The organism is Curtobacterium poinsettiae, from assembly GCF_025677645.1.
In the GTDB taxonomy this organism is placed as follows: Bacteria; Actinomycetota; Actinomycetes; order Actinomycetales; family Microbacteriaceae; genus Curtobacterium; species Curtobacterium poinsettiae_A.
The window spans coordinates 2,124,192-2,145,784 of the sequence record NZ_CP106879.1; the positions used below are offsets into that span (position 1 = coordinate 2,124,192).

Consider the following 21,593-nt stretch of genomic DNA (forward strand, 5'->3'; position numbering starts at 1 on the left):
GCTACCGGTGCGCACCGACGTGGGAAGATGGGACAGGTATGACGATCACACAAGCACCCGCCTCGCGAGTCGGCGGCCCCCTGCGCATCGGCCCGATCGAGGTCGACGTGCCCGTCGTGCTCGCGCCGATGGCCGGGATCACGAACATGGCGTACCGGCGGCTGTGCCGCGAGTACGGCGCCGGACTCTACGTGTGCGAGATGATCACCTCGCGTGCGCTGGTCGAACGGACCCCCGTGTCGATGCAGCTCATCCAGCACCACGAATCCGAGACCCCGCGGTCGATCCAGCTGTACGGCGTCGAGCCGAACACCGTGGCCGAGGCCGCGTCGATCCTGGTGGGCGAGGACCGTGCCGACCACATCGACCTGAACTTCGGGTGCCCGGTGCCCAAGGTCACCCGCAAGGGCGGCGGTGCTGCGCTGCCCTGGAAGCTCGACCTGTTCCGCGAACTCGTCACCAAGACCGTGCGCGCCGCCGGCGACGTCCCCGTCACGGTGAAGATGCGCAAGGGGATCGACGAGGACCACCTGACCTACCTCGACGCCGCCCGCATCGCGCGGGACGCCGGTGTCGCCGCGGTGTCACTGCACGCCCGCACCGCGAACGAGCACTACTCCGGGCAGGCCGACTGGTCCGCGATCGCCGCGCTGAAGGAGACCGTCACCGACATCCCGATCCTCGGCAACGGCGACATCTGGTCGGCTGCCGACGCGCTCCGGATGATCGACGAGACCGGTGCTGACGGCGTGGTCGTCGGCCGTGGCTGCCTCGGCCGGCCGTGGTTGTTCGGCGACCTGGCCGCGGCGTTCCGCGGCGAGGGCCTGCGGTACATGCCGTCCCTCGGCGAGGTCGCCGACGGGTTCCGCCGGCACGCCGAGCTGCTCGTCGAGTTCTTCGGGTCCGAGGAGCACGGCTGCCGCGACATCCGCAAGCACGTGGCCTGGTACTTCAAGGGGTACCCGATCGGCAGCGACGTCCGGGCCGGCCTGGCGATGGCGTCGAGCCTGCAGGAGATCGACGACTTCCTCGGCCAGCTCGACCAGGACGCACCGTACCCGGGTGCCGACGCAGAGGGGCCGCGCGGTCGTGCCGGGCACCCGAAGCGCACCGCCCTGCCCGACCGCTGGCTCGAGAGCCGTGACGTCGACTCCGAGTTCCGCAAGGTCCTGGCCGCCGCCGAGCTGCACCACAGCGGCGGATGAGCGCCACCGCCTCGTACGGCCCGGCCGACGCGGAGCGCTGGCTCCCCGAAGAGCACGGCAACCGCCGCTCGGACTTCGCCCGTGACCGCGCCCGACTGCTGCACTCCAGTGCGCTCCGGCGTCTGGCCGCCAAGACCCAGGTGCTCAGCCCGACGGCGGGGCTCGACTTCGCCCGCAACCGGCTGACCCACTCGCTCGAGGTCGCGCAGGTCGGCCGCGAGCTCGCCGACTCGCTCGGACTCGACCCCGACGTGGTCGACACGGCGTGCCTGGCGCACGACATCGGGCACCCGCCGTTCGGGCACAACGGCGAGACCGCCGTGAACGCCTGGGCCACCGGCATCGGTGGCTTCGAGGGCAACGCGCAGACGCTCCGGCTGCTGACGCGGCTCGAGCCGAAGGTCTACGGCGTCCGGCCCGGCGCCGACGTGGACCGTCCGTTCGGGCTCAACCTGACCCGTGCGTCGTTGGACGCCAGCTGCAAGTACCCTTGGCCGGCTGCGCAAGGGGTGTCGGAGTCGTCGTCCGGGCGCACCAAGTTCGGCTTCTACGACGACGACCACGACGCCTTCGAGTGGCTCCGTGCCGGCGCGCCGCGCCGCCAGCGGTGCATCGAGGCGCAGGTGATGGACCTCGCCGACGACATCGCGTACTCGGTGCACGACTTCGAGGACGCCGTCGTCGCCGGGTTCATCGACGTCGCGGCCCTGGGCGACCGGGTCGGTGAGAACGACATCGTGACCGCCATGCACGCCTGGGTCGGCGACGACCTGAGCCGCGACGAGTTGCTCGAGGCGTTCGACCGCCTGCGCGCGCTGCCGCTCTGGATGACCGCGTACGACGGCTCTCGCCGAGACGCCGCACGCCTGAAGAACCTGACGTCGCAGCTGATCGGACGCTTCGCGCGCACCGCCACGACGGCCACCCGCGAGTCGTACGCCTCGGGGTCGCTCGTGCGGTTCGCCGCGTCGGTCGTCACCCCGCCCGAGATCATCGGCGAGATCGCGGTGCTCAAGGGCATCGTCGCGGCCTTCGTGATGACCCAGGGCGACCGTCAGCCCGTGTACGAGGACCAGCGCCGCGTGCTGACCGAACTGCTCGACGCGTTGGCGGCCACCGGGCCGTCCGACCTCGAGCCGGGCTTCGCCGCCGACTGGCACGCCGCTGACGACGACGCCGGCCGTCTGCGTGCCGTCGTCGACCAGGTCGCGAGCCTGACCGACCAGGGTGCACTCGCGTGGCACCGACGTCTGGTGGTGGGTGACCGTGACCCGGTCCACATCGCCGTCTGACCGGTCCGCCGACGTCGGTCCCACGAACTAGGATCGAGGGGTGGCTGGCAGGATCGCGCGGAACGACATCGACGAGGTCCGCTCGCGTGTCAACATCGCCGACGTCGTGGGCGACTACGTCACGCTGAAGCACGCGGGCGTCGGGTCGATGAAGGGCCTCTGCCCCTTCCACGACGAACGCTCGCCGTCGTTCCACGTCCGGCCCCAGGTCGGCCGCTACCACTGCTTCGGCTGCGGCGAGGACGGCGACGTCTTCAGCTTCATCATGGCGCAGGACCACACCACCTTCGCCGAGGCCGTCGAGCGCATGGCCGCGAAGATCGGCTTCACCCTGCACTACGAAGAGGGCGACGGGCCGCGCACCGACTACAACACCCGGGCCCGGTTGATCGCCGCGAACGAAGCCGCGCTCGAGTACTTCACGGGGCAGCTCACCACCGCTGCCGCCGACCCGGCCCGCCGGTTCCTGGGGGAGCGCGGGTTCGACCCCTCGGCCGCCCAGCACTTCGGCGTCGGGTTCGCCCCGAAGTCCTACGACATGCTCAAGGACCACCTGCGCGGGCGCGGCTTCACGATGGAAGAGCTCGTGTCCGCCGGCCTCGTCAGCCAGGGTGACCGCTCGCCGTACGACCGGTTCCGCGGGCGCCTGATGTGGCCGATCCGCGACGTCACCGGGGCCACCATCGGCTTCGGGGCGCGCCGCCTGCTCGAGGACGACAAGGGTCCCAAGTACCTCAACACGCCCGAGACCCCGATCTACCACAAGAGCCAGGTGCTCTACGGGCTCGACCTCGCCCGGCGCGACATCTCGAAGCAGAAGCAGGTCGTCATCGTCGAGGGGTACACCGACGTCATGGCCTGTCACGTCGCCGGCGTCACCACCGCCGTCGCCACCTGCGGAACGTCGTTCGGCGTCGACCACATCAAGGTGCTGCGCCCGATGCTCGGTGACCTGGCGGGAGCCGACCCGAACGCCAACGGCGAGGTCGTGTTCACGTTCGACCCCGACGAGGCCGGGCAGCGTGCTGCGTCACGTGCCTTCGCGGAAGAACAGCGCTTCGCGGCGCAGACCTACGTCGCTGTGGCACCCGGCGGGCTCGACCCGTGCGACCTCCGGCTCGCCCGCGGTGACGACGCCATCCGCCGCCTGGTCACGAACAAGCGCCCGATGTTCGAGTTCATGATCCGTCGCACGCTCGAGGGCCACGACCTCGAGACCGTCGAGGGGCGCGTCGGTGCCCTGCGAGCGGCCGCACCCGTGCTCGCCGGCATCCGCGACCGCTCGCTGACGCAGGGTTACGTGCGCGAACTCGCCGGCTGGCTCGGCATGGAGATCCCCGAGGTCCGTCGGTCGGTCGAGACCGCCAGACGGCGTGCGGGCTCCGCCGGGCAGGACGACCGGTCCGCAGGCGCGGGGCGCGACGGTCGTGCCGGAACCGGCACCGACGGGGCAGACACCCCCGACGAGCCCGTCGCCGGGATCCGCTCGCTGCCGAACGACCCCATCAGCCGCATGGAGCGCGACGCCGTGATGGCGATGGTGCAGCAGCCCACGTCCGTCGGGGCACCGATGCTCGGTCTCGCCGCGTCGGCCACGTTCTCGACGCCCATGCTCGCCGCCGTCCGGGACGCCGTGGTCGCCAACGTCGACGTCATCGGCGCGGGAGACTGGCTCGACCGGCTGCTCGCCGACGTGCCGGCGCCCCTCCGCACCCTGACGCACGAACTCGCCCTCGCACCGATCCCCGCGCGCAACGCGGAGGACTTGGCGGCCTACTGCCGGAGCATCGTCGTGGCCCTGGTCGAGCGTGACCTGCTCGCCCGCAAGGCCTCGTTGCTCGGACAGCTGCAGCGCGCCGACCCGCACGAGCAGGCAGATCGTCGCGCCGAGATCCAGCGGCAGCTCGTCGACATCGACGGGCAGCGGATGCGGTTGCGCGCCGACGCCGAGGCGTCCTAGCGCTCCTCGAGCGGCTGTTCCGGGGTGCGGAGGTCGCCCCGGTCGCACGACGCGCCGCGTGTGTGTCGCCGAGGTCGCACGAACTGTCGCCCGGTCGGGCTGCGAGCGGCAGTTCGTGCGACCTCGGGGTTCGTGAGTGGTCGGGACGTGCCGCGTGTGGGGCGTCGAGTGGTCGCGAAGCGTCGGTTGACAGGGGTCCGGCCGACGGAACGTGACCGCGCGGGGTGGGGCGGGCGGTGCGTCGTGACCGCTCGGCGGAAGCGAGGGGCGGGGCGGGAGCAGGGTGGGCCTCCCGGCCGGGTTCACGGGGTCGCACGCCGCGCTGCCGGCGCACCATCGAGGTCGCACGAACTGTTGCCGGGCGTCCCGTCGGACGACAGTTCGGGCACTTTCAGGGCGGGAGCGGGCGGGAACGGGCGGGAACGAGCGCGGGACCGCCCCGGTTGCACGACGCAACTTTCGTGCGTGACGCGCCGCTCGACTCCGGCGGAATCATGCATCACGCAGCGCGCCCGTGCATTACAGCGGTGTAAACAAATCGCCCCCGGTTCGTTCTGTTCCGTGACAGGGTGGTACCAATGAGCGTTCCTGGCCGGGCACACAGACGTTCCACCCTCCGGCTCAGGACTCTTGCAATCATGACCAGAGAGGCAGCGGACATGGCATCCGTGACCAAGTGGGGCAAGCGCGGCATCGCGCTCGGCGCCGGTGCAGCAGCGACGGCGCTGGTGCTGACCGGCTGCGCGAGCAGCAGCGTGAGTGACACCGAACTGAACGGCCTGAGCATCGGGACGACGGACAAGATCACGTCGCTCGACCCGGCCGGTTCCTACGACAACGGCTCCTTCGCCGTGCAGAACCAGGTGTTCCCGTTCCTGATGAACACGCCCGTGGGGAGCCCGGACGTCGAGCCGGACATCGCCACGAAGGCGGAGTTCACGAACCCGACCACCTACGAGGTCACCCTCAAGGACGGGCTCGAGTTCGCGAACGGCAACAAGCTCACCTCGAGCGACGTGAAGTTCTCGTTCGACCGCGAGCTGAAGATCAACAACGAGAACGGTCCGCAGTCGCTGCTGGCCAACCTCAAGAGCATCGACACCCCGGACGACACCACCGTGGTGTTCAACCTCGACCACGCCGACCAGACCTGGCCGCAGGTGCTCTCGAGCCCCGCTGGCCCGATCGTCGACGAGGACGTCTTCAGCGCGACGAAGCTCACCAGTGCCGACGACATCGTCAAGGGCAAGGCCTTCGCCGGGCAGTACCAGATCAGCTCCTACAAGGAGAACGACACGATCCAGTACAAGACGAACCCGAAGTACGACGGCCTCCTCGGCAAGGCGAAGACCGACGAGGTCACCGCCAGCTACTACACCAAGGAGACCGACCTGAAGCTCGCCGTGCAGAAGGGCGACGTCGACGTCGCGTACCGCTCCCTGACGCCGACCGACATCTCGGACCTGCGCAAGGACGACTCCCTCAAGGTCACCGACGGCCCCGGCGGCGAGATCCGCTACGTGGTCTTCAACTTCAAGACGCAGCCGTTCGGTACCGGGCAGGACGACGCCGACGAGGCGAAGGCCCTGGCCGTGCGGCAGGCCGCCGCCGACGTGGTCGACCGTGCCCAGCTCGCGAAGGAGGTCTACAACGACACCTTCACCCCGCTCTACTCGATGGTCCCGGACGGCCTGACCGGCGCGGTCCAGCCGTTCAAGGAGATGTACGGCGACGGCGACGGCGGCGCGGACGTGGCCAAGGCGAAGAAGACGCTGTCGGACGCCGGCGTCACGGGCAAGGTGCAGCTGGACATCCAGTACGCGCCCGACCACTACGGTTCGGCCTCGGACGACGAGTACGCGCTGCTCAAGCAGCAGCTCGAGGACTCCGGTCTGTTCACCGTCAACATCCAGTCGACGGTCTACACGACCTACGCCCAGGAGCGCACCAAGGACGCCTACCCCGTGTACCAGCTCGGCTGGTTCCCGGACTTCTCCGACGCCGACAACTACCTGTCGCCGTTCTTCACCAAGGAGAACTTCGTCCAGAACCACTACGACGACCCGGAGATCCAGGACCTCATCGCGAAGGAGCAGGCCGAGTCCGACCCGGACAAGCGTGCTGACCTGATCGAGCAGGCCCAGGAGCGCGAGGCCACCCAGATCTCGACGCTGCCGCTGCTGCAGGGCAAGTCCGTCGCGGTCGCCGGCAAGGACGTCAAGGGCCTGACCCTCGACGCCTCGTTCAAGTTCCGGTACGCCACCCTGAGCAAGTAGCACCAAGCCCCACGTGCAGGCCGCGGGCGTTCCCACGAGGAGCGCCCGCGTGCCTGTGCAACGGCGACGAAAGGCACCCACCCCGTGACCCTCAGCACTCCCGAAGCGACGCAGGACGTGAACGGCACCGATCCCACCAAGCCACAGGCACAACGCAGTGCCAAGAGCAGTGGTGGCGGACTCGGCCGGTACATCCTCGTCAGGTTCCTCCTCATCATCCCGACCGTCTTCATCCTGGTGACGCTCGTGTTCTTCCTGATGCGCGTCATCGGGAACCCGATCACCGCGTCGGTCGGTGGTCGACTCACGCCGAGCCAGCTGCAGGAACGCCTGCACGCCGCCGGGTACGACCGGCCGGTGCTCGTGCAGTACTTCGAGTACCTCGGCAACATCCTGCGCGGCGACTTCGGCACCTCGTCGACGGACAACCGTCCGATCACCGACATCATCGTCACGTACGGCGGTGCGACCGCGGAGCTCGTGTTCTACGCGCTCATCGTCGCGCTCGTACTCGGCATCCCGCTCGGCATGCTCGCCGCGTACACGCGCGACAAGTGGCCCGACGTGCTGCTCCGTGCGCTCGCGATCCTGACCTACGCCACGCCGGTGTTCTTCGGCGGTCTGCTGCTGAAGCTCGTCTTCTCGGTGTGGCTCGGCTGGCTGCCCCTCGGCGACCGTGCCTCGACCCGGGTGTCGCTCATCCTCGACGGCATCCCCGGCGCGAGCGGCATCTACATCATCGACGCACTCCGCACCGGCAACGCCGCGGTCATCGGCGACGTGCTCCAGCACGCCGTCCTGCCCGCGCTGACGCTCGGTCTGCTCACCGCCGGCATCTTCCTGCGCCTGGTGCGCGCGAACATGATCGGCTCGCTCGGCTCCGAGTACGTCGACGCCGCCCGGTCCCGCGGCGTGCGCGAGTCGCGGTTGGTGCGCACCCACGCGTTCCGTCCGGCCCTCGTGCCGATCATCACCGTGATGGGGCTGCAGATCGCGATGCTCCTGGGCGGCTCGGTGCTCACCGAGACGACCTTCGGGTGGCGCGGCCTGGGCTTCGAGCTCAACCAGTACCTGTCTGCCCGTGACTTCGTCGCGGTGCAGGGCATCGTCGCGATGCTGGCGGTGATCGTCGCGGTGACCAACTTCATCGTCGACGTCGTCGCTGCCCTCATCGACCCGAGAGTGAGGTTCTGACGATGGTCGACACCACCCTCGTCGACCGCCACGAGCCGCTCTGGAAGCGGCTCCCCGTGGTGGTCCAGCTCCGTCGGAGCACCGGCTGGCAGCGCGCCATGCTCATCGTCGGCGTGGTCATCTGCGCCCTCTACCTGCTGATCGCGGTGTTCGCCCCGCTCCTCGCCCCGTACGGCTTCGGCCAGCTGCAGGGCGCGGACGGCCAGAGCTTCCCGCGCACCGGCGCACCGAACGCCGAGCACATCTGGGGCACCACGGTCGGCGGCTTCGACGTGTTCAGCCGGGTGCTCTACGGTGCCCGCACGGCCGTGCTCGTCGTCATCGTCGCCGTGGTCGTCTCGATCATCGTCGGCGTCCTGCTCGGCATGGTCTCCGGCTACCTGGGCGGCTGGCTGGACCGCGTCCTGGTGGTCGTGGCCGACGCCATCTACGCGTTCCCGTCGCTGCTGCTCGCGATCATCGTGTCCATCGTCATCTCCGGCGGCAACTCGAGCTACTCGGGCGGCATCATCGCGGCGGCGATCTCGATCACCGTCGTGTACGTGCCGCAGTACTTCCGCGTGGTCCGTGCCGAGGCCGTCCGGCTGAAGAACGACGCGTTCGTCGAGTCGGCGCGCGTGATGGGCACCAACCCGTGGCGCATCATGACGCGGCACGTCCTGCGGAACTCGACGCGTTCCCTGCCGCTCATCCTGACGCTCAACGCGAGCGACGCGATCCTGACCCTGGCCGGCCTCGGCTTCCTCGGGTTCGGCATCGGCCCGACGTCCGGTGCCGAATGGGGCTACGACCTGAGCCGTGCGCTCTCCGACGTTGCGAGCGGCGTCTGGTGGACCGGTGTCTACCCGGGTGTCGCCATCGTCGTGCTCGTGCTCGGGGTCACCTTCATCGGCGAGAGCCTGAACGACATCTCCGACCCCCGCCTGCGCGCACGCCGACGGCTGAAGCAGCTGGTGTCCACGCGCGACACCAAGGCAGCGCGCGATCCCAAGGCAGCGCGCGACGCCGAAGCACCGCGCGACGCCGAGGCACCGCGCAACGCCGGCAACGACACGGAAGGGACGGGCGCATGACCCCGACCACCCGCCTGCAGCCGGGCGACACCACCACCGAGCCGGTCGTCGTCGTCGACGACCTGACCGTCACGTTCGCGACCGACGGCGGTGCCGTCGACGCGGTCAAGGGCGTCAGCCTCGACGTCCGCCCCGGCGAGGTCCTCGCCCTGGTCGGCGAGTCCGGCTCCGGCAAGTCCGTCACGGCACGCAGCATGCTGCGGCTCATGCCGGAGACCGCGACCCTCGGCGGCGCGGTGCTGCTCGACGGCACCGACGTCGTGTCGGTCGGCTCGCAGAAGCTTCGCGAGCTCCGCGGGACGGCCGGGGCGATGGTGTTCCAGGAACCGTCGACCGCCCTGAACCCGGTCTTCACCGTCGGGTGGCAGATCGCCGAGGGGCTCCGCGCCCACGGCGGCATGTCCAAGAAGGAGGCACGGGCGAAGGCCATCGACTACCTCGGTCGCGTCGGCATCCCCGACCCCGAGACCCGCGTCGACCACTACCCGCACCAGTTCTCCGGTGGGCAGAAGCAGCGTGTGGTCATCGCGAGTGCACTCGCCCTCGAGCCGAGCGTCATCATCGCGGACGAGCCCACCACGGCGCTCGACGTCACGGTGCAGGCCGAGATCCTCGACCTGCTGCGGCGCTGCCGTGACGAGTTCGGCACCGCGATCGTCGTCATCACGCACAACATGGGCGTGGTCGCCGACCTGGCCGACCGCGTCGCCGTGATGTACCAGGGCGAGATCGTCGAAGAGGCCACGGCGACGGCCCTGTTCGCGACGCCGCAGGCCGACTACACCAAGCGGCTGCTCGCGGCGGTGCCACGGCTCGAGGCGTCCACCGGGGTGGCCCGGCGCGCCGCGATCTCCGAGGACGTCACGCCGCTGGTCGAGGCGAAGGGGCTCGAGATCGAGTACCCCGGGCGGCTCGGCTCGCCGGCGTTCAAGGCGGTCAAGGGCGTCGACCTGGCGATCCGTCCGGGTGAGGTCCTCGGCCTGGTGGGGGAGTCCGGCTCGGGCAAGACCACCATCGGCCGGGCCATGGCGGGCCTGACGAAGGTCACCGGCGGTTCGCTCAAGGTCCTCGGCGCCGAGATGCTCGGGTACCGCGAACGTGACTTCAAGCACCTGCGCAAGGACATCGGGTTCGTGTTCCAGGACCCGGCGACCTCGTTCAACCCGTTGCTGACGATCGCCGAGTGCGTCGCCGAGCCGCTGGTCGTGCACAAGGAGGTCTCGAGCCCCCGTGCCGCGCGCAAGCGGGTGGACGAGCTGCTCGAGGCCGTGCAGCTGCCGGCCGCCTACGGTGACCGCTACCCGCACGAGCTCTCCGGTGGGCAGCGCCAGCGCGCGTCGCTCGCCCGGTCGCTCGCCCTCCGGCCGAAGCTGCTCATCGCCGACGAGCCGACGAGTGCGCTCGACGTCTCCGTGCAGGCGCGCGTGCTCGAGCTCTTCCTCGAGCTGCAGCAGGACCTCGGCTTCGCGTCGCTGTTCATCAGCCACGACCTGGCGGTCGTGGGCGCGCTGTCGGACCGCATCGCCGTGCTGTACCGGGGCGACCTGGTCGAGACCGGCACGACCGCGCAGGTGCTCGGTAGCCCGCAGCACCCGTACACGCAGCGCCTGCTGGCGTCGCTGCCGGTGCCCGACCCGGCGGAGCAGGCGGAGCGACGGCGTACGCTGGAGCGACTGGAGAACGTCGGGTCCTGACCCGACGTGACCCGTCCTGGAGGCCCGGCCAGCGTCGTCGACGCACGCCGGGCCTCCAGGGCGGTCGTCTCCACTGCTGCACGCACGACGGACCTGCCAGGGCGGCCCGTCGCGAACCGCCGCCAGGGGGCGGCGTGGAAGGGGACCCATGATCGCGGTCAACGGACCGGCGGTCGTCGCGGACGACGTGTCGATCGAGTACCGGGGCGGACGCGGGGGCGAGTCCATCCGGGCCGTCGACGGCGTGAGCCTCACGGTCCGGCAGGGGGAGATCCTCGCCCTGCTCGGTGAGTCGGGCTCGGGCAAGTCGACCTTCGCCGCCGCCATCGCCGGGCAGCTCGGATCCCACGGCGAGGGCGAGGGCGCCCTCCGTCGGCACATCGTCGGTGGCGAGCTGACCGTGCTCGGCCAGAAGACCCGGGGTCTCCGTCCCTCGTCGCGCAAGCTCGAACGGCTGAGCGGCCGGATCGGCTACCTGCCGCAGGACGGCGCCGACCGGCTCAGCCCGGACCTGACCGTGGGCGAAGCCGTCGCCGAACCGATCTACGCACGCGACCGCCGGTTCGACCGGCGCGAGGCCGGGCTCATCGTGGCCCGGCTGCTCGACGCGGTGCACCTGCCGCTCGGGGCGATGCGCCTGAACACGTGGGAGCTCTCGAGCGGTCAGCGCCAGCGAGTCGCCCTGGCGAAGGCGCTCGTGCTCGAGCCCCAGCTCCTGGTCGCGGACGAACCAGCGCGCGGTGTCGACGTGCTCGTGCGGCAGTCCGTGCTCGAGGCCCTGGCGACCCTGCAGCGCGGCCGGCAGTTCTCCGCGGTCGTGGTGTCCAGCGACCTGCGCGAGGCCCGCGCCCTCGCCGACCGCGTCGCCGTGATGGCCGATGCCCGGCTCGTCGGGCTCGGCACCTTCGACGAGGTCCTCGACAACCCCGTCGACCCCTACGTCAAGACCCTCGCCTCGACCGCGGCCCGAGGCGTGAAGCGTCGTCCTGCACCGACGACGGCCCGCCGTTCGTCGGCGCCGCGCCGTCCGCTCGCCGCAGGCACCGGCCCGCGCACCGACCGTCAGGAGAACGCGTGAGCACCACCGCCCAGGGCCCCCGTGGGCACCGCGCCGTCGTCCCCACATCCGGTGCACCGCTGCCGATCGGGGCTCCGGAGCCCGGGCCGGTCGCCGTGCTGCCGGAACCGACGGACCTGCACGTGGACGCCGTGACCGAGGCCGGGGGCACCGTCGCGCCGCTCAACGCCGACACCCGCGGGGTCGTCTGGCTCGACCCCCGCGACCCGGCCGGCCTCGCCGACGCCCTGTCGTCCGCACCGGGGGTGGGCTGGGTGCAGCTGCCGTTCGCCGGCGTCGACGCCTTCGCGCACCTGATCCAGGAGCACGGCGACCGCGTGTTGTTCACCTCGGCCAAGGGCGCCTACGCGGAGCCGGTCGCCGAACACGCGCTGGCGCTGACCCTCGGCACGCTCCGGGTCCTGCAGAAGCGCGCCCGTGCGTCGTCGTGGGCGACCGAGCCCGAGGGTGTCTCGCTGTACGGGCGGAACGTCGTCGTGATCGGTGCCGGCGGGATCGCGCTCGAGTACCTCCGGCTGCTCGCGCCGTTCGACGTCGACGTCACCGTCGTGCGCCGCTCGCCCGACCCCGTGCCGGGAGCCGCGCAGACCGTCACCACCGACCACCTCGACCAGGTCCTGCCCGACGCCGACGTCGTGATGATCGCGGCGGCGATGACCTCGGGCACCGCGAAGCTCTTCGGCGAGCGGCAGTTCCGGATCATGAAGCCGTCCGCCCGGCTCGTGAACATCGCCCGCGGCGGACTCGTCGACACCGATGCACTGGTCGCCGCCCTGCGCACCGGAGAGATCGCCGCGGCGGGCCTCGACGTCACCGACCCCGAGCCGCTTCCCGACGGGCACCCGCTCTGGTCCGAGCCCGGTGCCGTCATCACCCCGCACCAGGCCGACACCCCGGAGATGGTCGCGCCCCTGCTCGCCGAGCGCGTCCGGCTCAACGCCGCAGCGTTCCTCGGTGGCCACGGCGAGGGCTTCGTCGGCGTCGTGGACCCGGTCGCCGGGTACTGACACGAAGGGCCCCGTTGTGCGGCGCGCCCGGGCGGCGTGTCCGATGCGGTGGAGGGCCTCGTGGTCCTGCTATGCTGTTACCCGTTGTTCGCACGTCATTCGCCAGCGGACAGTGATCCTCGATAGCTCAATTGGCAGAGCAGCCGGCTGTTAACCGGCAGGTTGTTGGTTCGAGTCCAACTCGGGGAGCGACAGGTCCTCATCCCTCCGGGGTGGGGACTTTTTGCGTTCCCGACGGTCCGGCGCCTTCGTCGGGTTCAGCGTGGCCCGCTGCTAGCCTGGGCCAGCGCACCCAGATCCACGGAAGGCCACTGTTCGATGTCGTTGACCACCGAGTCCGTCACCGGGCCGACGGTCGGCGGTCGGGCAGAGCGGATCCTCGGTCGGGCGAACCAGGTGCTGGCGTCCCGGACGGCGTTCGTCGTCGTGCTCGTCGCCTTCCTGCTGATGGGCTTCCTGTTCGCCGTGACCATCCACGTGCCGGCGTCGGCCGCCCCGGACGAGGTCCGGCACATCGGCAACATCCTGTTCTACGCGGAACGGCCCTGGACGGCCGGGCCGTTCGTGCACGACGCCGCGACGTCGACGCTCCGGCTCGGCGAGGTCACGCGGTTCCCGGCGTACCTGTACTACTACGTGATGTCGTTCCCGGCGAGGGCGGCCCTGGCGGTCGGGCTGGACCAGGAGCGGACCGTGATGGTCCTGCGGGGGATCGACGTCCTGGCGGCCGGCGCCGGTCTGTGCGCCCTGCGTGTGTTGTTCCGGAACGCCGGTGTCCCGACGGCGATCGGCCTGCTCGCGATCGTCGCGACGGCCTTCACCGGTCGGTACGTCTGGCAGGCCGCGACGATCAGCTACGACGCGCCGTCGATGGCGGCGTTCTTCCTGTTCGCCGCCGTCGCGGTCAAGGTGGCACGCGGCGGTGGTCTCCGCACGCTCGCGTGGCTGGTCGTCACCGCGATGCTCGCCCTGATGCTCAAGTACTCGCAGGCGCCACTCGTCCTCGCCGGGGCGTTCTTCGCGATCCTGTTCCGGTACCGCGTCGACGGGTTCTCGTGGCTCCGGCACCCGGTGCGGCGAGCCGTGGCGGGCTTCCGGGAGCGCCCGGGGCGGTCCGTCCTGCTGGTGGTGATCGGTGGCGTGTTGCTCGCGCTGGTCCTCGAGCGTTTCGGCGTGAACCTGCTCGTCTACCGTGCCCTCAACCCCGACTGCGCCGAGATCCACAGCCGAGCTGCGTGCATGAACTTCGACATCTTCCGCCGCAACTACAACGCGACACGCTCCCACGACCTGGCCGTCGCCGCCGGGACCCTCGAACCGTTCCACCCGCTCGCGTTCCTGTGGACGTGGACCACCACCTACTTCCGGTCCCTCTTCTTCTTCTGGGGTCCGACCCTGCCGTGGCGGCCGAACCTCGGCGTCGTGGCCTTCGGAGCGACCGCGGTGCTCGCCGCAACCGTCATCGCAGCCACCCAGCTGCGTCGGGTGCTGCGTTCGGCTGCGACGTGGTGGCTGGCGGTCGTCCCGGTCGCCTACACGGTGGCTGTCCTCTGCTTCAACGCCGCGACGACCGTGAACCTCCGTCAGGAGTTCGCGTTCTCGGGCCGGTACCTGCTCCCGGTCCTGCCGATGATCGTCGCGGTGGTCCTGCTCGGCCTGACCGCGTGGCTCCGCCGACTGCAGGGGCACGCCGCGACGGCCGCGTGGACCGTCGTGGTCGTCGTCGGCGTCGCGTTGTTCGCGTTGTACAACCCGATCAGCGCCTTCTTCCCCTACGCCTCCTCGCCGGCCTGGTACTCCGGTTGGGCGCAGGACGTCCTGCCGCACTGGCTGACCGGGGTCCGCTCGTGACGGCGGCACCGCGCACCCGCACCGTCATCGTCGTGGCGCTCACGGTCCTGTTCTTCGTGGTCATCGGCGTCGCGGCGTTCGCCCGCACCGGGGGCACGAGCGCCGGCGAACGCCAGGTCGGGTCCTGCACGGTGCGCATCGCCCCGCAGCCGGGCTCCGTGACGGCGTGCGCTGGACAGGACCTCGGCGGCGTCGACCTCGGCACCCAGGACCTCCGCCTGGCCGACCTGCACGGCGCCGACCTGCGCGGGGCCGACCTGCGCCAAGCCGTCCTGTTCGGTGCGGACCTGCGGGACGCCGACCTGCGTGGGGCGGACCTGCACGGGGTCGACCTGTACAGCGCCGACCTCACGGGGGCCGACCTGCGGCAGACGGACCTCTCCGGTGCGAACCTCGTCGGCGCCGACATCAGCAACGCACGCCTGGACGGCGTCGACCTGACCAGTGCGAAGATCGAGGGACTGACGGTCCGCGGCACGCCGATGGAACTCGTCGACCGTCGGCTGCGCAGTCCCGACGGCGAGCGGATCGCCGTGCGCATCGACCTGGACCTGCCGCGTGGTGTGACCTCACGCAGCTGCGTCGACCGTCTGCTCCACGCGAAGGTCGGCGTCACCGAGGTCCGGTGCCGGATGAGCACCGACGCGCGCGAGGGCCGGCTCGACCAGCGAGCGACCATCACGGTCAGCGGCCCCACCGGCTGACCGACGTCGATCGTGCGGCTGCCACCCGGCCGATGCTGTTAGCGTTCACAGGTGCACCGATCCCGTTCGCCTCGACTCACGCTCCTGGGCGTCGTCGTCGCCGTGATGGTGGTGCTCACCGGCTGCAGCAGCGTCGGCCCGGACACCGACGCGTCCGAGGACCCGACGAGCTCGGACACCGGCCTGGGCTCGGGCGCGTCGCCCGTGGTCTTCGCGTTCGTCTGCGCCGCCGACGGATCGGACAGCGAGACCTACACCACCTACTCTGCGGTGTGGGAGGCCGAGCGCACCGACTGCTCGGCGAAGCGCCTGACCGGGTCGGTGCCGTCGAGCCAGCAGCGGGCAGCGGTGGCGGCGGCGCGAGGCGACGCGACCCTGGTCGAGCTCGCGAGTGCGTGCGCGGTGCGCGGCTCGGACCCGTGGACGTCTGCGGTCGCCGACGCGCGCGGTGCGCATGTAGCCGCCGGCCTGTTGCGGTACTGCCCCGGGCACCCGGAGATCGACCGCCTGCGGGACGCACTGGCCGCCTACCGGGGCTGAGCCGGGCCTCCAGGCCGACCGCCGGAGCGGCGTCGGGTTGGACGGCAGGGTGCGGGAGCCGACGGGCGTCAGCCCTCGGGGTGGTCGCGACCCGGCAACCAGGACTGGCCGGGGCCGCCCCAGCTGCTCTTGCGGATCGCCTTGGCGACCTGCTTGCCGTAGGGGTGCACCAGGCGGTCGGCGTACAGCCAGCCGTCCAGGTGGTCGTACTCGTGCTGGAAGATCCGGGCCAGCCAACCGTGCGCCTCGACCTCGAACGGCGTGCCGTGCTCGTCGACCGCACGCAGCAGGGCGCCCTCGGAGCGACGCAGCGGGAAGCGCTCGCCCGGGATCGACAGGCAGCCCTCGGACTCCTCGTCCTCGTCGAGCTCCTCGACGGACTCGGGCACCGGGGGCGTGATCCACAGGACGGGGTTGACGGCGGCTCCCCGGTGCAGGACGTCGTCGTCGTCGGTGTAGGAGTACACGAAGAGGCGCTTGCCGACGCCCACCTGCGGTCCGGCCAGGCCGACCCCGGGGGCCAGGTCCATGGTCTCGAGCATGTCGGCGACGAGGGTGCGGAGGTCGTCATCGAACGCGGTGACCTCGGCTGCACGCTCGTGCAGGACGGGTTCGCCGGTGATGCGGATCGGGAGAACGGCCATTCACCCAGGTTATCCGGCGGGGGACGGTAGCCTCGACGCGTGACGACGGACCTCCAGCTGCCCGACGCCGTGAGCAACCTCACGCCGTTCCAGGCGCTGATGATCCCGGTGGCGCTGATCGGTGCGGTGTTCCTGTCGCTCGGGGCGCAGTTCCAGAGCCGCGGGGTGCAGCGGGTCGAGGCGCGTCTGGGTCGGCAGTCGAAGGGGCTGAGCGTCCGGCACGTCGTCGGGCTCGTCTCGAGCGGCTACTGGGTGCTCGGCACGCTCATGCTCGGCATCGCGGTGGTGCTCCAGCTCGTCAGCATCACGTTCGCGCCCCTGATCGTCGTGCAGCCGTTGGGTGCCGTGGCGCTGGTCATCACGACGTGGTTCTCGTCGCGTTCGTCCGGTGTGCCGCTCGGTCGTCGTGCGCGGCGGGCGGTGTGGACGTGCATCATCGGTGTCGGCGTCTTCGTCGGGATCGCCGCGTTCGTCGGGCACGAGAGCGCGATCACCCGCCAGCAGCTCGTCACCGTGCTGGTGATCCTTGCCGTCGTGCTGGTGCTCGTGCTGGTGTCGTTCCGACTGGTCGCGAAGCATCGCAGTGCGCTCTACTACATCGTCGGGGCCGGGGTGCTCTACGGGTTCGTGGCGACGCTGGCCAAGGTCGTGCTGAACCGGTTCGTGAACGGCACCTTCGACTGGTTGACGGTGCTCGCGATCGTCGGCGTGGTCGTGGCGGCGTCGCTCGGCGGGTACTTCGTGCAGAACGCCTACTCGAGCGGCTCGGCCGACCTCGTGATCGCGGGGTTGACGGTGATCGACCCGATCGTCGCGGTCGGCATCGGCGTGATCGTGCTCGGGGAGGCCTCGGGGGCGCCGTGGTTCGCGGTCGCGGGCTTCGTGGTGGCCGCGGGCATCGCGATCACGGGGGTGTTCCTGCTCGCCAAGCACCACCCGCAGACCCGGGCCTGATGTCGGCCGCTGCGTCGGTCGCCGCGCACCGCGCGCTGTACTCGCCGCCTCCCCGGTGGTCGCCGCCCTCATCCGCGCGGCTGACGCGACCGTCGATCCTGGTGCGATAGCGTCACTGCCGACCAGCCATCGCCCACGAGAGGACGAACTCAGCCGTGTCAGGAGACGCCACCACCGCCACCGCCGGACCGACGGAAGCGACGGGCGGTCACCGACCGTTGCGCGTGCTGATCGCAGCGGACACCTTCGCCCCCGACGTCAACGGCGCCGCCACCTTCGCCGAGCAGCTCGCCGTCGGCCTGGCCGAGCGCGGGCACGAGGTGCACGTCGTCGCACCGGCCTCGAGCCGCCACTACGGCACGTTCGACGAGGAGCACCACGGCGTCACCCTCGTCGTGCACCGCCTGAAGTCGTACAAGTGGCCGCTGCACCCGTGGCTGCGCTTCGTGTGGCCGTGGAGCGTCCGGAAGTGGACCGGCCCGATCCTCGACGCGGTCAAGCCCGACGTGCTGCACATCCAGTCGCACGTGGTCATCGGCCGCGGCATCGTGCACGAGGCGAACGACCGCGGCATCCGGGTCATCGCGACGAACCACTTCATGCCCGAGAACCTGCTCGAGTACACGCCGTTCGGCAAGTGGACGCTGCCCCTCGCCCTGAAGATCGCGTGGAGCGACGCCGCCAAGACCTACCGGCTGGCCGACACCATCACGACGCCGACGAACCTGGCCGCCGACTACCTGCGGAAGGCCATCGCTGGCCAGCAGGTCCTGGCGATCTCGTGCGGCATCGACGCGTCCCGGTACGTGGCACGCGAGGGACGCCCGGTCAACAACGACATCGTCTTCGTGGGTCGTGTGGCCCCCGAGAAGAACCTCGACGTGCTGGTCCGTGCGGTGGCGCTGCTGCCCGCCGAGCTGTCCGCGACGCTGACCATCGTCGGCGACGGCGAGATGATCCCGAAGCTCACCGCCTTGGCGAAGGAGCTCGGGCTCGAGGACCGCGTGCGGTTCCTGGGCTTCGTCTCCGACGAGCGCAAGCAGGAGGCCCTGACCAACGCGACGGTGTTCGCGATGCCGTCCACGGCGGAACTGCAGAGCATCTCGTCGCTCGAGGGGATGGCCTCGGGGCTGCCCGTCGTCGCCGCCGACTCGATGGCGCTGCCGCACCTGATCGACGGCAACGGGCACCTGTTCGCGCCGGGCGACGTGGATGACCTGGCGGCGAAGCTCACGGCGGTGCTCACCGCGCCCGAGTCGGCGTACGTGGCGATGCGGGAGCGCAGTCTGGCCATGATCGAGGCACACGACATCAACCGCACGCTGTCGACGTTCGAGTCGCTGTATCGTGGTGAGCCGGTGGCCTGAGGGTCTCCGGCGAGGGGCGGTAGCCAAGCTGGTCAAGGCAGTCGGCTCATAACCGAACGATCCGCGGGTTCGAGTCCCGCCCGCCCTACGTGCACATGCCAAGGAAGCGCGACACGTCGCAGGACGACCACGCACCGACACCGAACGTCACCTTCGAGGTGACCCGTGGCGGAACCGGCGTGCGCGTCAACGCCTTCCGCCTCGGGTTCATGGGTGCCATCGGGGTGCTCGTCGCGCTGCTCGCCGGTGCGATCATCAACGAGCTCAGCACGGTGCTGGTCTACATCGGTGTCGCACTGTTCCTGGCGCTCGGGATCGACCCCCTCGTGTCGTTCCTGGAGCGGATCATCCCGCGCTGGTCCGCCATCACGATCGTCGTGGTCGCGGTGCTCGGGGCCTTCGCCGGCATCGTGTTCGCCGTGGTGCCGATCCTGGTGGAGCAGGCGTCGAACCTGATCCAGAACTTCCCCGACATCGTGCAGGACATCTCGCAGCAGCAGTGGGTGCAGGACCTGTCGAAGCAGTTCGCCGGGTCGTTCGACATCGACCACGCCCTGCAGTCGCTGCAGTCGTTCGTCGAGAAGCCGGGCAACCTGCTCAGCGTCGGCGGCGGGATCCTGGCGGTCGGCAGCGGCATCCTGTCCGGCGTCACCGGGGCGCTCATCGTCATCATCCTGATGCTCTACTTCCTCGCGTCGATGCGGGGCATGAAGCGTGCGACCTACCGGTTCGTGCCGGCGTCGCGCCGCCAGAACTTCATCGACGTGAGCGAGCAGATCACGCAGGCCGTCGGCCGGTACGTCGTCGGGCAGGTGTCGCAGGCGCTCATCAACGGCATCCTGAGCTTCGTCTTCCTGCTCATCATCGGGGCGCCGCTACCGGTGCTGCTCGCGTCGTTCGCGTTCCTCGGCTCACTCATCCCGCTCGTCGGCACGCTCGCCGCCGCGATCGTGATCTCGCTACTCTGCTTCTTCGCATCGCCGGCGACCGCCCTCGCCGCCGCGATCTACTACCTGGTCTACATGCAGGTCGAGGCCTACCTGATCTCCCCGCGGATCATGTCGCGCGCGGTCCAGGTACCCGGCGCGCTCGTGGTCATCGCGGCGGTCGCGGGCGGCACGATCGGCGGGGTGCTCGGCGCGCTCGTGGCGCTGCCCGTCGCGGCGTCGGTCATCATCATCGTGCAGAAGGTCATCTACCCCCGCCAGGAGCAGGCGTGACGAGCGGCACCGGCGCACCCGACGACGCGGCCGTCGCCGCCTTCACCGAGCACGCCCACGACCGTGACCGCTGGGCGCGCAGCGCACGTGGGCCACTCGCCCTGGTGAACGCCCAGCACGTCGACCACCCGCAGCCGGTCTGGCCGGTCCCCGGCACGTGGGCACCGGCCGTCGGCGGACTCACCGTGACGGCCGAGGCATCCGACGGCGTCGTCGTCGACGGCGTCCCGGTCGACGGCACGGTCCTGGTGGCCGGGGACACCGCCGTCGTGCCGTCGACCGTCGCGCTGCAGGACGGCCTCGCCGGCACCGTCAGCGGCGACACCCTGCGCGTCTGGGACCCGTCGTCCGAGGCGGTCGCCCGCTTCGCGCAGATCGCCCGCTTCGCGTGGTCCGGCGACTGGGTGACGTCCGGCACGTACGTCCCGCTGGCGGGAGACGCCCTGGAGGCCCGTGGCAGCGTCCGCGATGCCGCCGGCGACGCCCTGCCGGTCGCCGGACACGTCGAGACCGTCGTGGGTGGTGCCACGGTGCGGTTCGTCGCCGTCCGGTCGGCCGCCCACCGCGGAGTCCCGCGGCTGCAGCTCATCGTGCAGGACGCCACGAGTGCCCTGGCCGAGGACGACCCGGGCAGCACCTACTCGATGGGTCGGTTCCTGTACCTCGACGACCCGGGCGCCGAGGCCACGGTCGAGCTCGACTGGAATCGCCTGGTCCTGCCGCCGTGCGCGTTCTCGTACCAGTACGCGTGCCCGATCCCACCGGAGGACAACCGCGTCCCGGTGCGGATCACGGCGGGGGAGCGACACCCGATCGACGCGAACGGTGCCGTCCTGCACTGATCGGGGTCGGGTCCTTGCCGTTCCCAGCCGCAGCGCTGCATAATGGGCGTGTCCCGTCGGGACATCACAATCGCATACCGATGGTTCCGTGGCCCCTCGGGTCAGGATCCTCCGCACCAGGTCGATGGGGAAGTCGCACCTGACGTATCGGAGGAACCGTGAACGGAACGACGACAGGAGTGCTCTACGTGCACTCCTCACCCCGCGCGCTCTGCCCGCACGTCGAATGGGCAGCAGGTCGCGCAATGAACCGCGCCGTGAACTTCTCGTGGCTCGACCAGCCCGCACAGGACGGTGCGCGCCGGACCGAGTACACGTGGACCGGTGCCGTGGGTGCCGGTGCCGCGATCGCGTCGGCCCTGCGCGGGTGGGAACACCTGCGGTACGAGGTCACCGAGGAGCCGACGAGTGCCTCGGACGGTGGCCGTTGGATGCACACGCCCGACCTCGGCGTGTTCTACGCGCAGACCGACGTCACGGGCAACATGGTCATCCCCGAGGACCGGGTGCGCTACGCGATGGAGGTCGCGGGCAGCAACGCCCTCGAGCTGCACCGCGAGCTCCGACTCGCCCTCGGGCAGGCCTGGGACGACGAGCTCGAGCCCTTCCGCCACGCGGCCGAGGGCAACCCGGTCGTCTGGCTGCACCGCGTCGGCTGACCCGACCGCCGGACCGGGCACCGGAACGACGGA

18 protein-coding genes and 2 tRNA genes are annotated in these 21,593 nt (G+C 70.7%); 19 read left to right on the top strand and 1 reads right to left on the bottom strand.

The annotated features are described in order from the left end of the window. Positions 1-38: 38 nt before the first annotated feature. From dusB to OE229_RS10230, 13 genes are all read left to right on the top strand, one after another. On the top strand, positions 39-1,205 hold the full coding sequence (gene dusB / locus OE229_RS10170; RefSeq protein ID WP_263344425.1) for a tRNA dihydrouridine synthase DusB: 1,167 nt from the start codon (positions 39-41) through the stop codon (positions 1,203-1,205). After that, positions 1,202-2,497 (top strand): deoxyguanosinetriphosphate triphosphohydrolase, encoded by a 1,296-nt coding sequence (locus OE229_RS10175; RefSeq protein WP_209134679.1) that lies wholly within the window; start codon positions 1,202-1,204, stop codon positions 2,495-2,497. Before dusB ends, OE229_RS10175 begins: the two co-directional genes overlap by 4 nt. A gap of 40 nt (positions 2,498-2,537) precedes the next feature. Continuing rightward, positions 2,538-4,457 carry a DNA primase gene (dnaG, locus tag OE229_RS10180; protein WP_209134677.1) on the top strand — a complete coding sequence of 640 codons (1,920 nt, stop codon included), beginning with the start codon at positions 2,538-2,540 and terminating at the stop codon, positions 4,455-4,457. Between the two features lie 659 nt (positions 4,458-5,116). Then, positions 5,117-6,733: an ABC transporter substrate-binding protein gene (locus OE229_RS10185; RefSeq protein WP_209134676.1), complete on the top strand. Its 1,617-nt coding sequence runs from the start codon at positions 5,117-5,119 to the stop codon at positions 6,731-6,733. A gap of 117 nt (positions 6,734-6,850) precedes the next feature. Next, positions 6,851-7,927, top strand: coding sequence for an ABC transporter permease (locus OE229_RS10190; RefSeq protein ID WP_111235184.1), 1,077 nt, complete (start codon positions 6,851-6,853; stop codon positions 7,925-7,927). A 2-nt stretch (positions 7,928-7,929) separates the two neighbouring features. Next, a complete protein-coding gene (locus OE229_RS10195) occupies positions 7,930-9,000 on the top strand; it encodes an ABC transporter permease (RefSeq protein WP_262137830.1) in 1,071 nt (356 codons plus the stop codon). Beyond that, positions 8,997-10,694, top strand: coding sequence for an ABC transporter ATP-binding protein (locus OE229_RS10200; protein WP_182066748.1), 1,698 nt, complete (start codon positions 8,997-8,999; stop codon positions 10,692-10,694). Before OE229_RS10195 ends, OE229_RS10200 begins: the two co-directional genes overlap by 4 nt. Positions 10,695-10,842: 148 nt before the next feature. Then, entirely contained in the window at positions 10,843-11,772 is a 930-nt protein-coding gene (locus OE229_RS10205) for an ATP-binding cassette domain-containing protein (protein ID WP_110864664.1), read from the top strand. Beyond that, positions 11,769-12,779: a D-isomer specific 2-hydroxyacid dehydrogenase family protein gene (locus tag OE229_RS10210; RefSeq protein ID WP_262137832.1), complete on the top strand. Its 1,011-nt coding sequence runs from the start codon at positions 11,769-11,771 to the stop codon at positions 12,777-12,779. Before OE229_RS10205 ends, OE229_RS10210 begins: the two co-directional genes overlap by 4 nt. A 116-nt stretch (positions 12,780-12,895) precedes the next feature. Further along, positions 12,896-12,968: transfer RNA gene (locus OE229_RS10215), tRNA-Asn, on the top strand. Positions 12,969-13,097: 129 nt separating this feature from the next. Next, complete coding sequence (locus OE229_RS10220) at positions 13,098-14,630, top strand: hypothetical protein (RefSeq protein ID WP_209134671.1); 1,533 nt, start codon at positions 13,098-13,100, stop codon at positions 14,628-14,630. Beyond that, positions 14,627-15,334, top strand: coding sequence for a pentapeptide repeat-containing protein (locus OE229_RS10225; protein WP_262137838.1), 708 nt, complete (start codon positions 14,627-14,629; stop codon positions 15,332-15,334). Before OE229_RS10220 ends, OE229_RS10225 begins: the two co-directional genes overlap by 4 nt. A 51-nt stretch (positions 15,335-15,385) precedes the next feature. After that, entirely contained in the window at positions 15,386-15,874 is a 489-nt protein-coding gene (locus OE229_RS10230; protein WP_262137842.1) for a hypothetical protein, read from the top strand. A gap of 68 nt (positions 15,875-15,942) precedes the next feature. Here the strand turns inward: OE229_RS10230 and def are convergent, their stop codons facing one another. Next, positions 15,943-16,518, bottom strand: a complete 576-nt coding sequence (def, locus tag OE229_RS10235; protein ID WP_209134667.1) for a peptide deformylase — start codon at positions 16,516-16,518, stop codon at positions 15,943-15,945. A 39-nt stretch (positions 16,519-16,557) separates the two neighbouring features. Here def and OE229_RS10240 point away from each other — a divergent pair, with 39 nt between their 5' ends. From OE229_RS10240 to OE229_RS10265, 6 genes are all read left to right on the top strand, one after another. Continuing rightward, the gene (locus OE229_RS10240) at positions 16,558-17,472 is read left to right on the top strand and encodes a DMT family transporter (protein WP_209134666.1); all 915 of its coding nucleotides are present in this window, start codon (positions 16,558-16,560) and stop codon (positions 17,470-17,472) included. 155 nt (positions 17,473-17,627) lie between these two features. Then, the gene (locus tag OE229_RS10245) at positions 17,628-18,839 is read left to right on the top strand and encodes a glycosyltransferase (RefSeq protein ID WP_262137844.1); all 1,212 of its coding nucleotides are present in this window, start codon (positions 17,628-17,630) and stop codon (positions 18,837-18,839) included. Between the two features lie 13 nt (positions 18,840-18,852). Beyond that, a tRNA-Ile gene (locus OE229_RS10250) sits at positions 18,853-18,927 on the top strand. A 7-nt stretch (positions 18,928-18,934) separates the two neighbouring features. After that, complete coding sequence (locus OE229_RS10255; RefSeq protein ID WP_182066741.1) at positions 18,935-20,059, top strand: AI-2E family transporter; 1,125 nt, start codon at positions 18,935-18,937, stop codon at positions 20,057-20,059. Then, on the top strand, positions 20,056-20,901 hold the full coding sequence (locus tag OE229_RS10260; protein WP_262137851.1) for a DUF1684 domain-containing protein: 846 nt from the start codon (positions 20,056-20,058) through the stop codon (positions 20,899-20,901). The genes OE229_RS10255 and OE229_RS10260 overlap by 4 nt, the downstream gene beginning before the upstream one ends. Before the next feature lie 158 nt (positions 20,902-21,059). Beyond that, positions 21,060-21,560 (top strand): DUF3145 domain-containing protein, encoded by a 501-nt coding sequence (locus OE229_RS10265; RefSeq protein ID WP_027465337.1) that lies wholly within the window; start codon positions 21,060-21,062, stop codon positions 21,558-21,560. Positions 21,561-21,593: the final 33 nt, after the last annotated feature.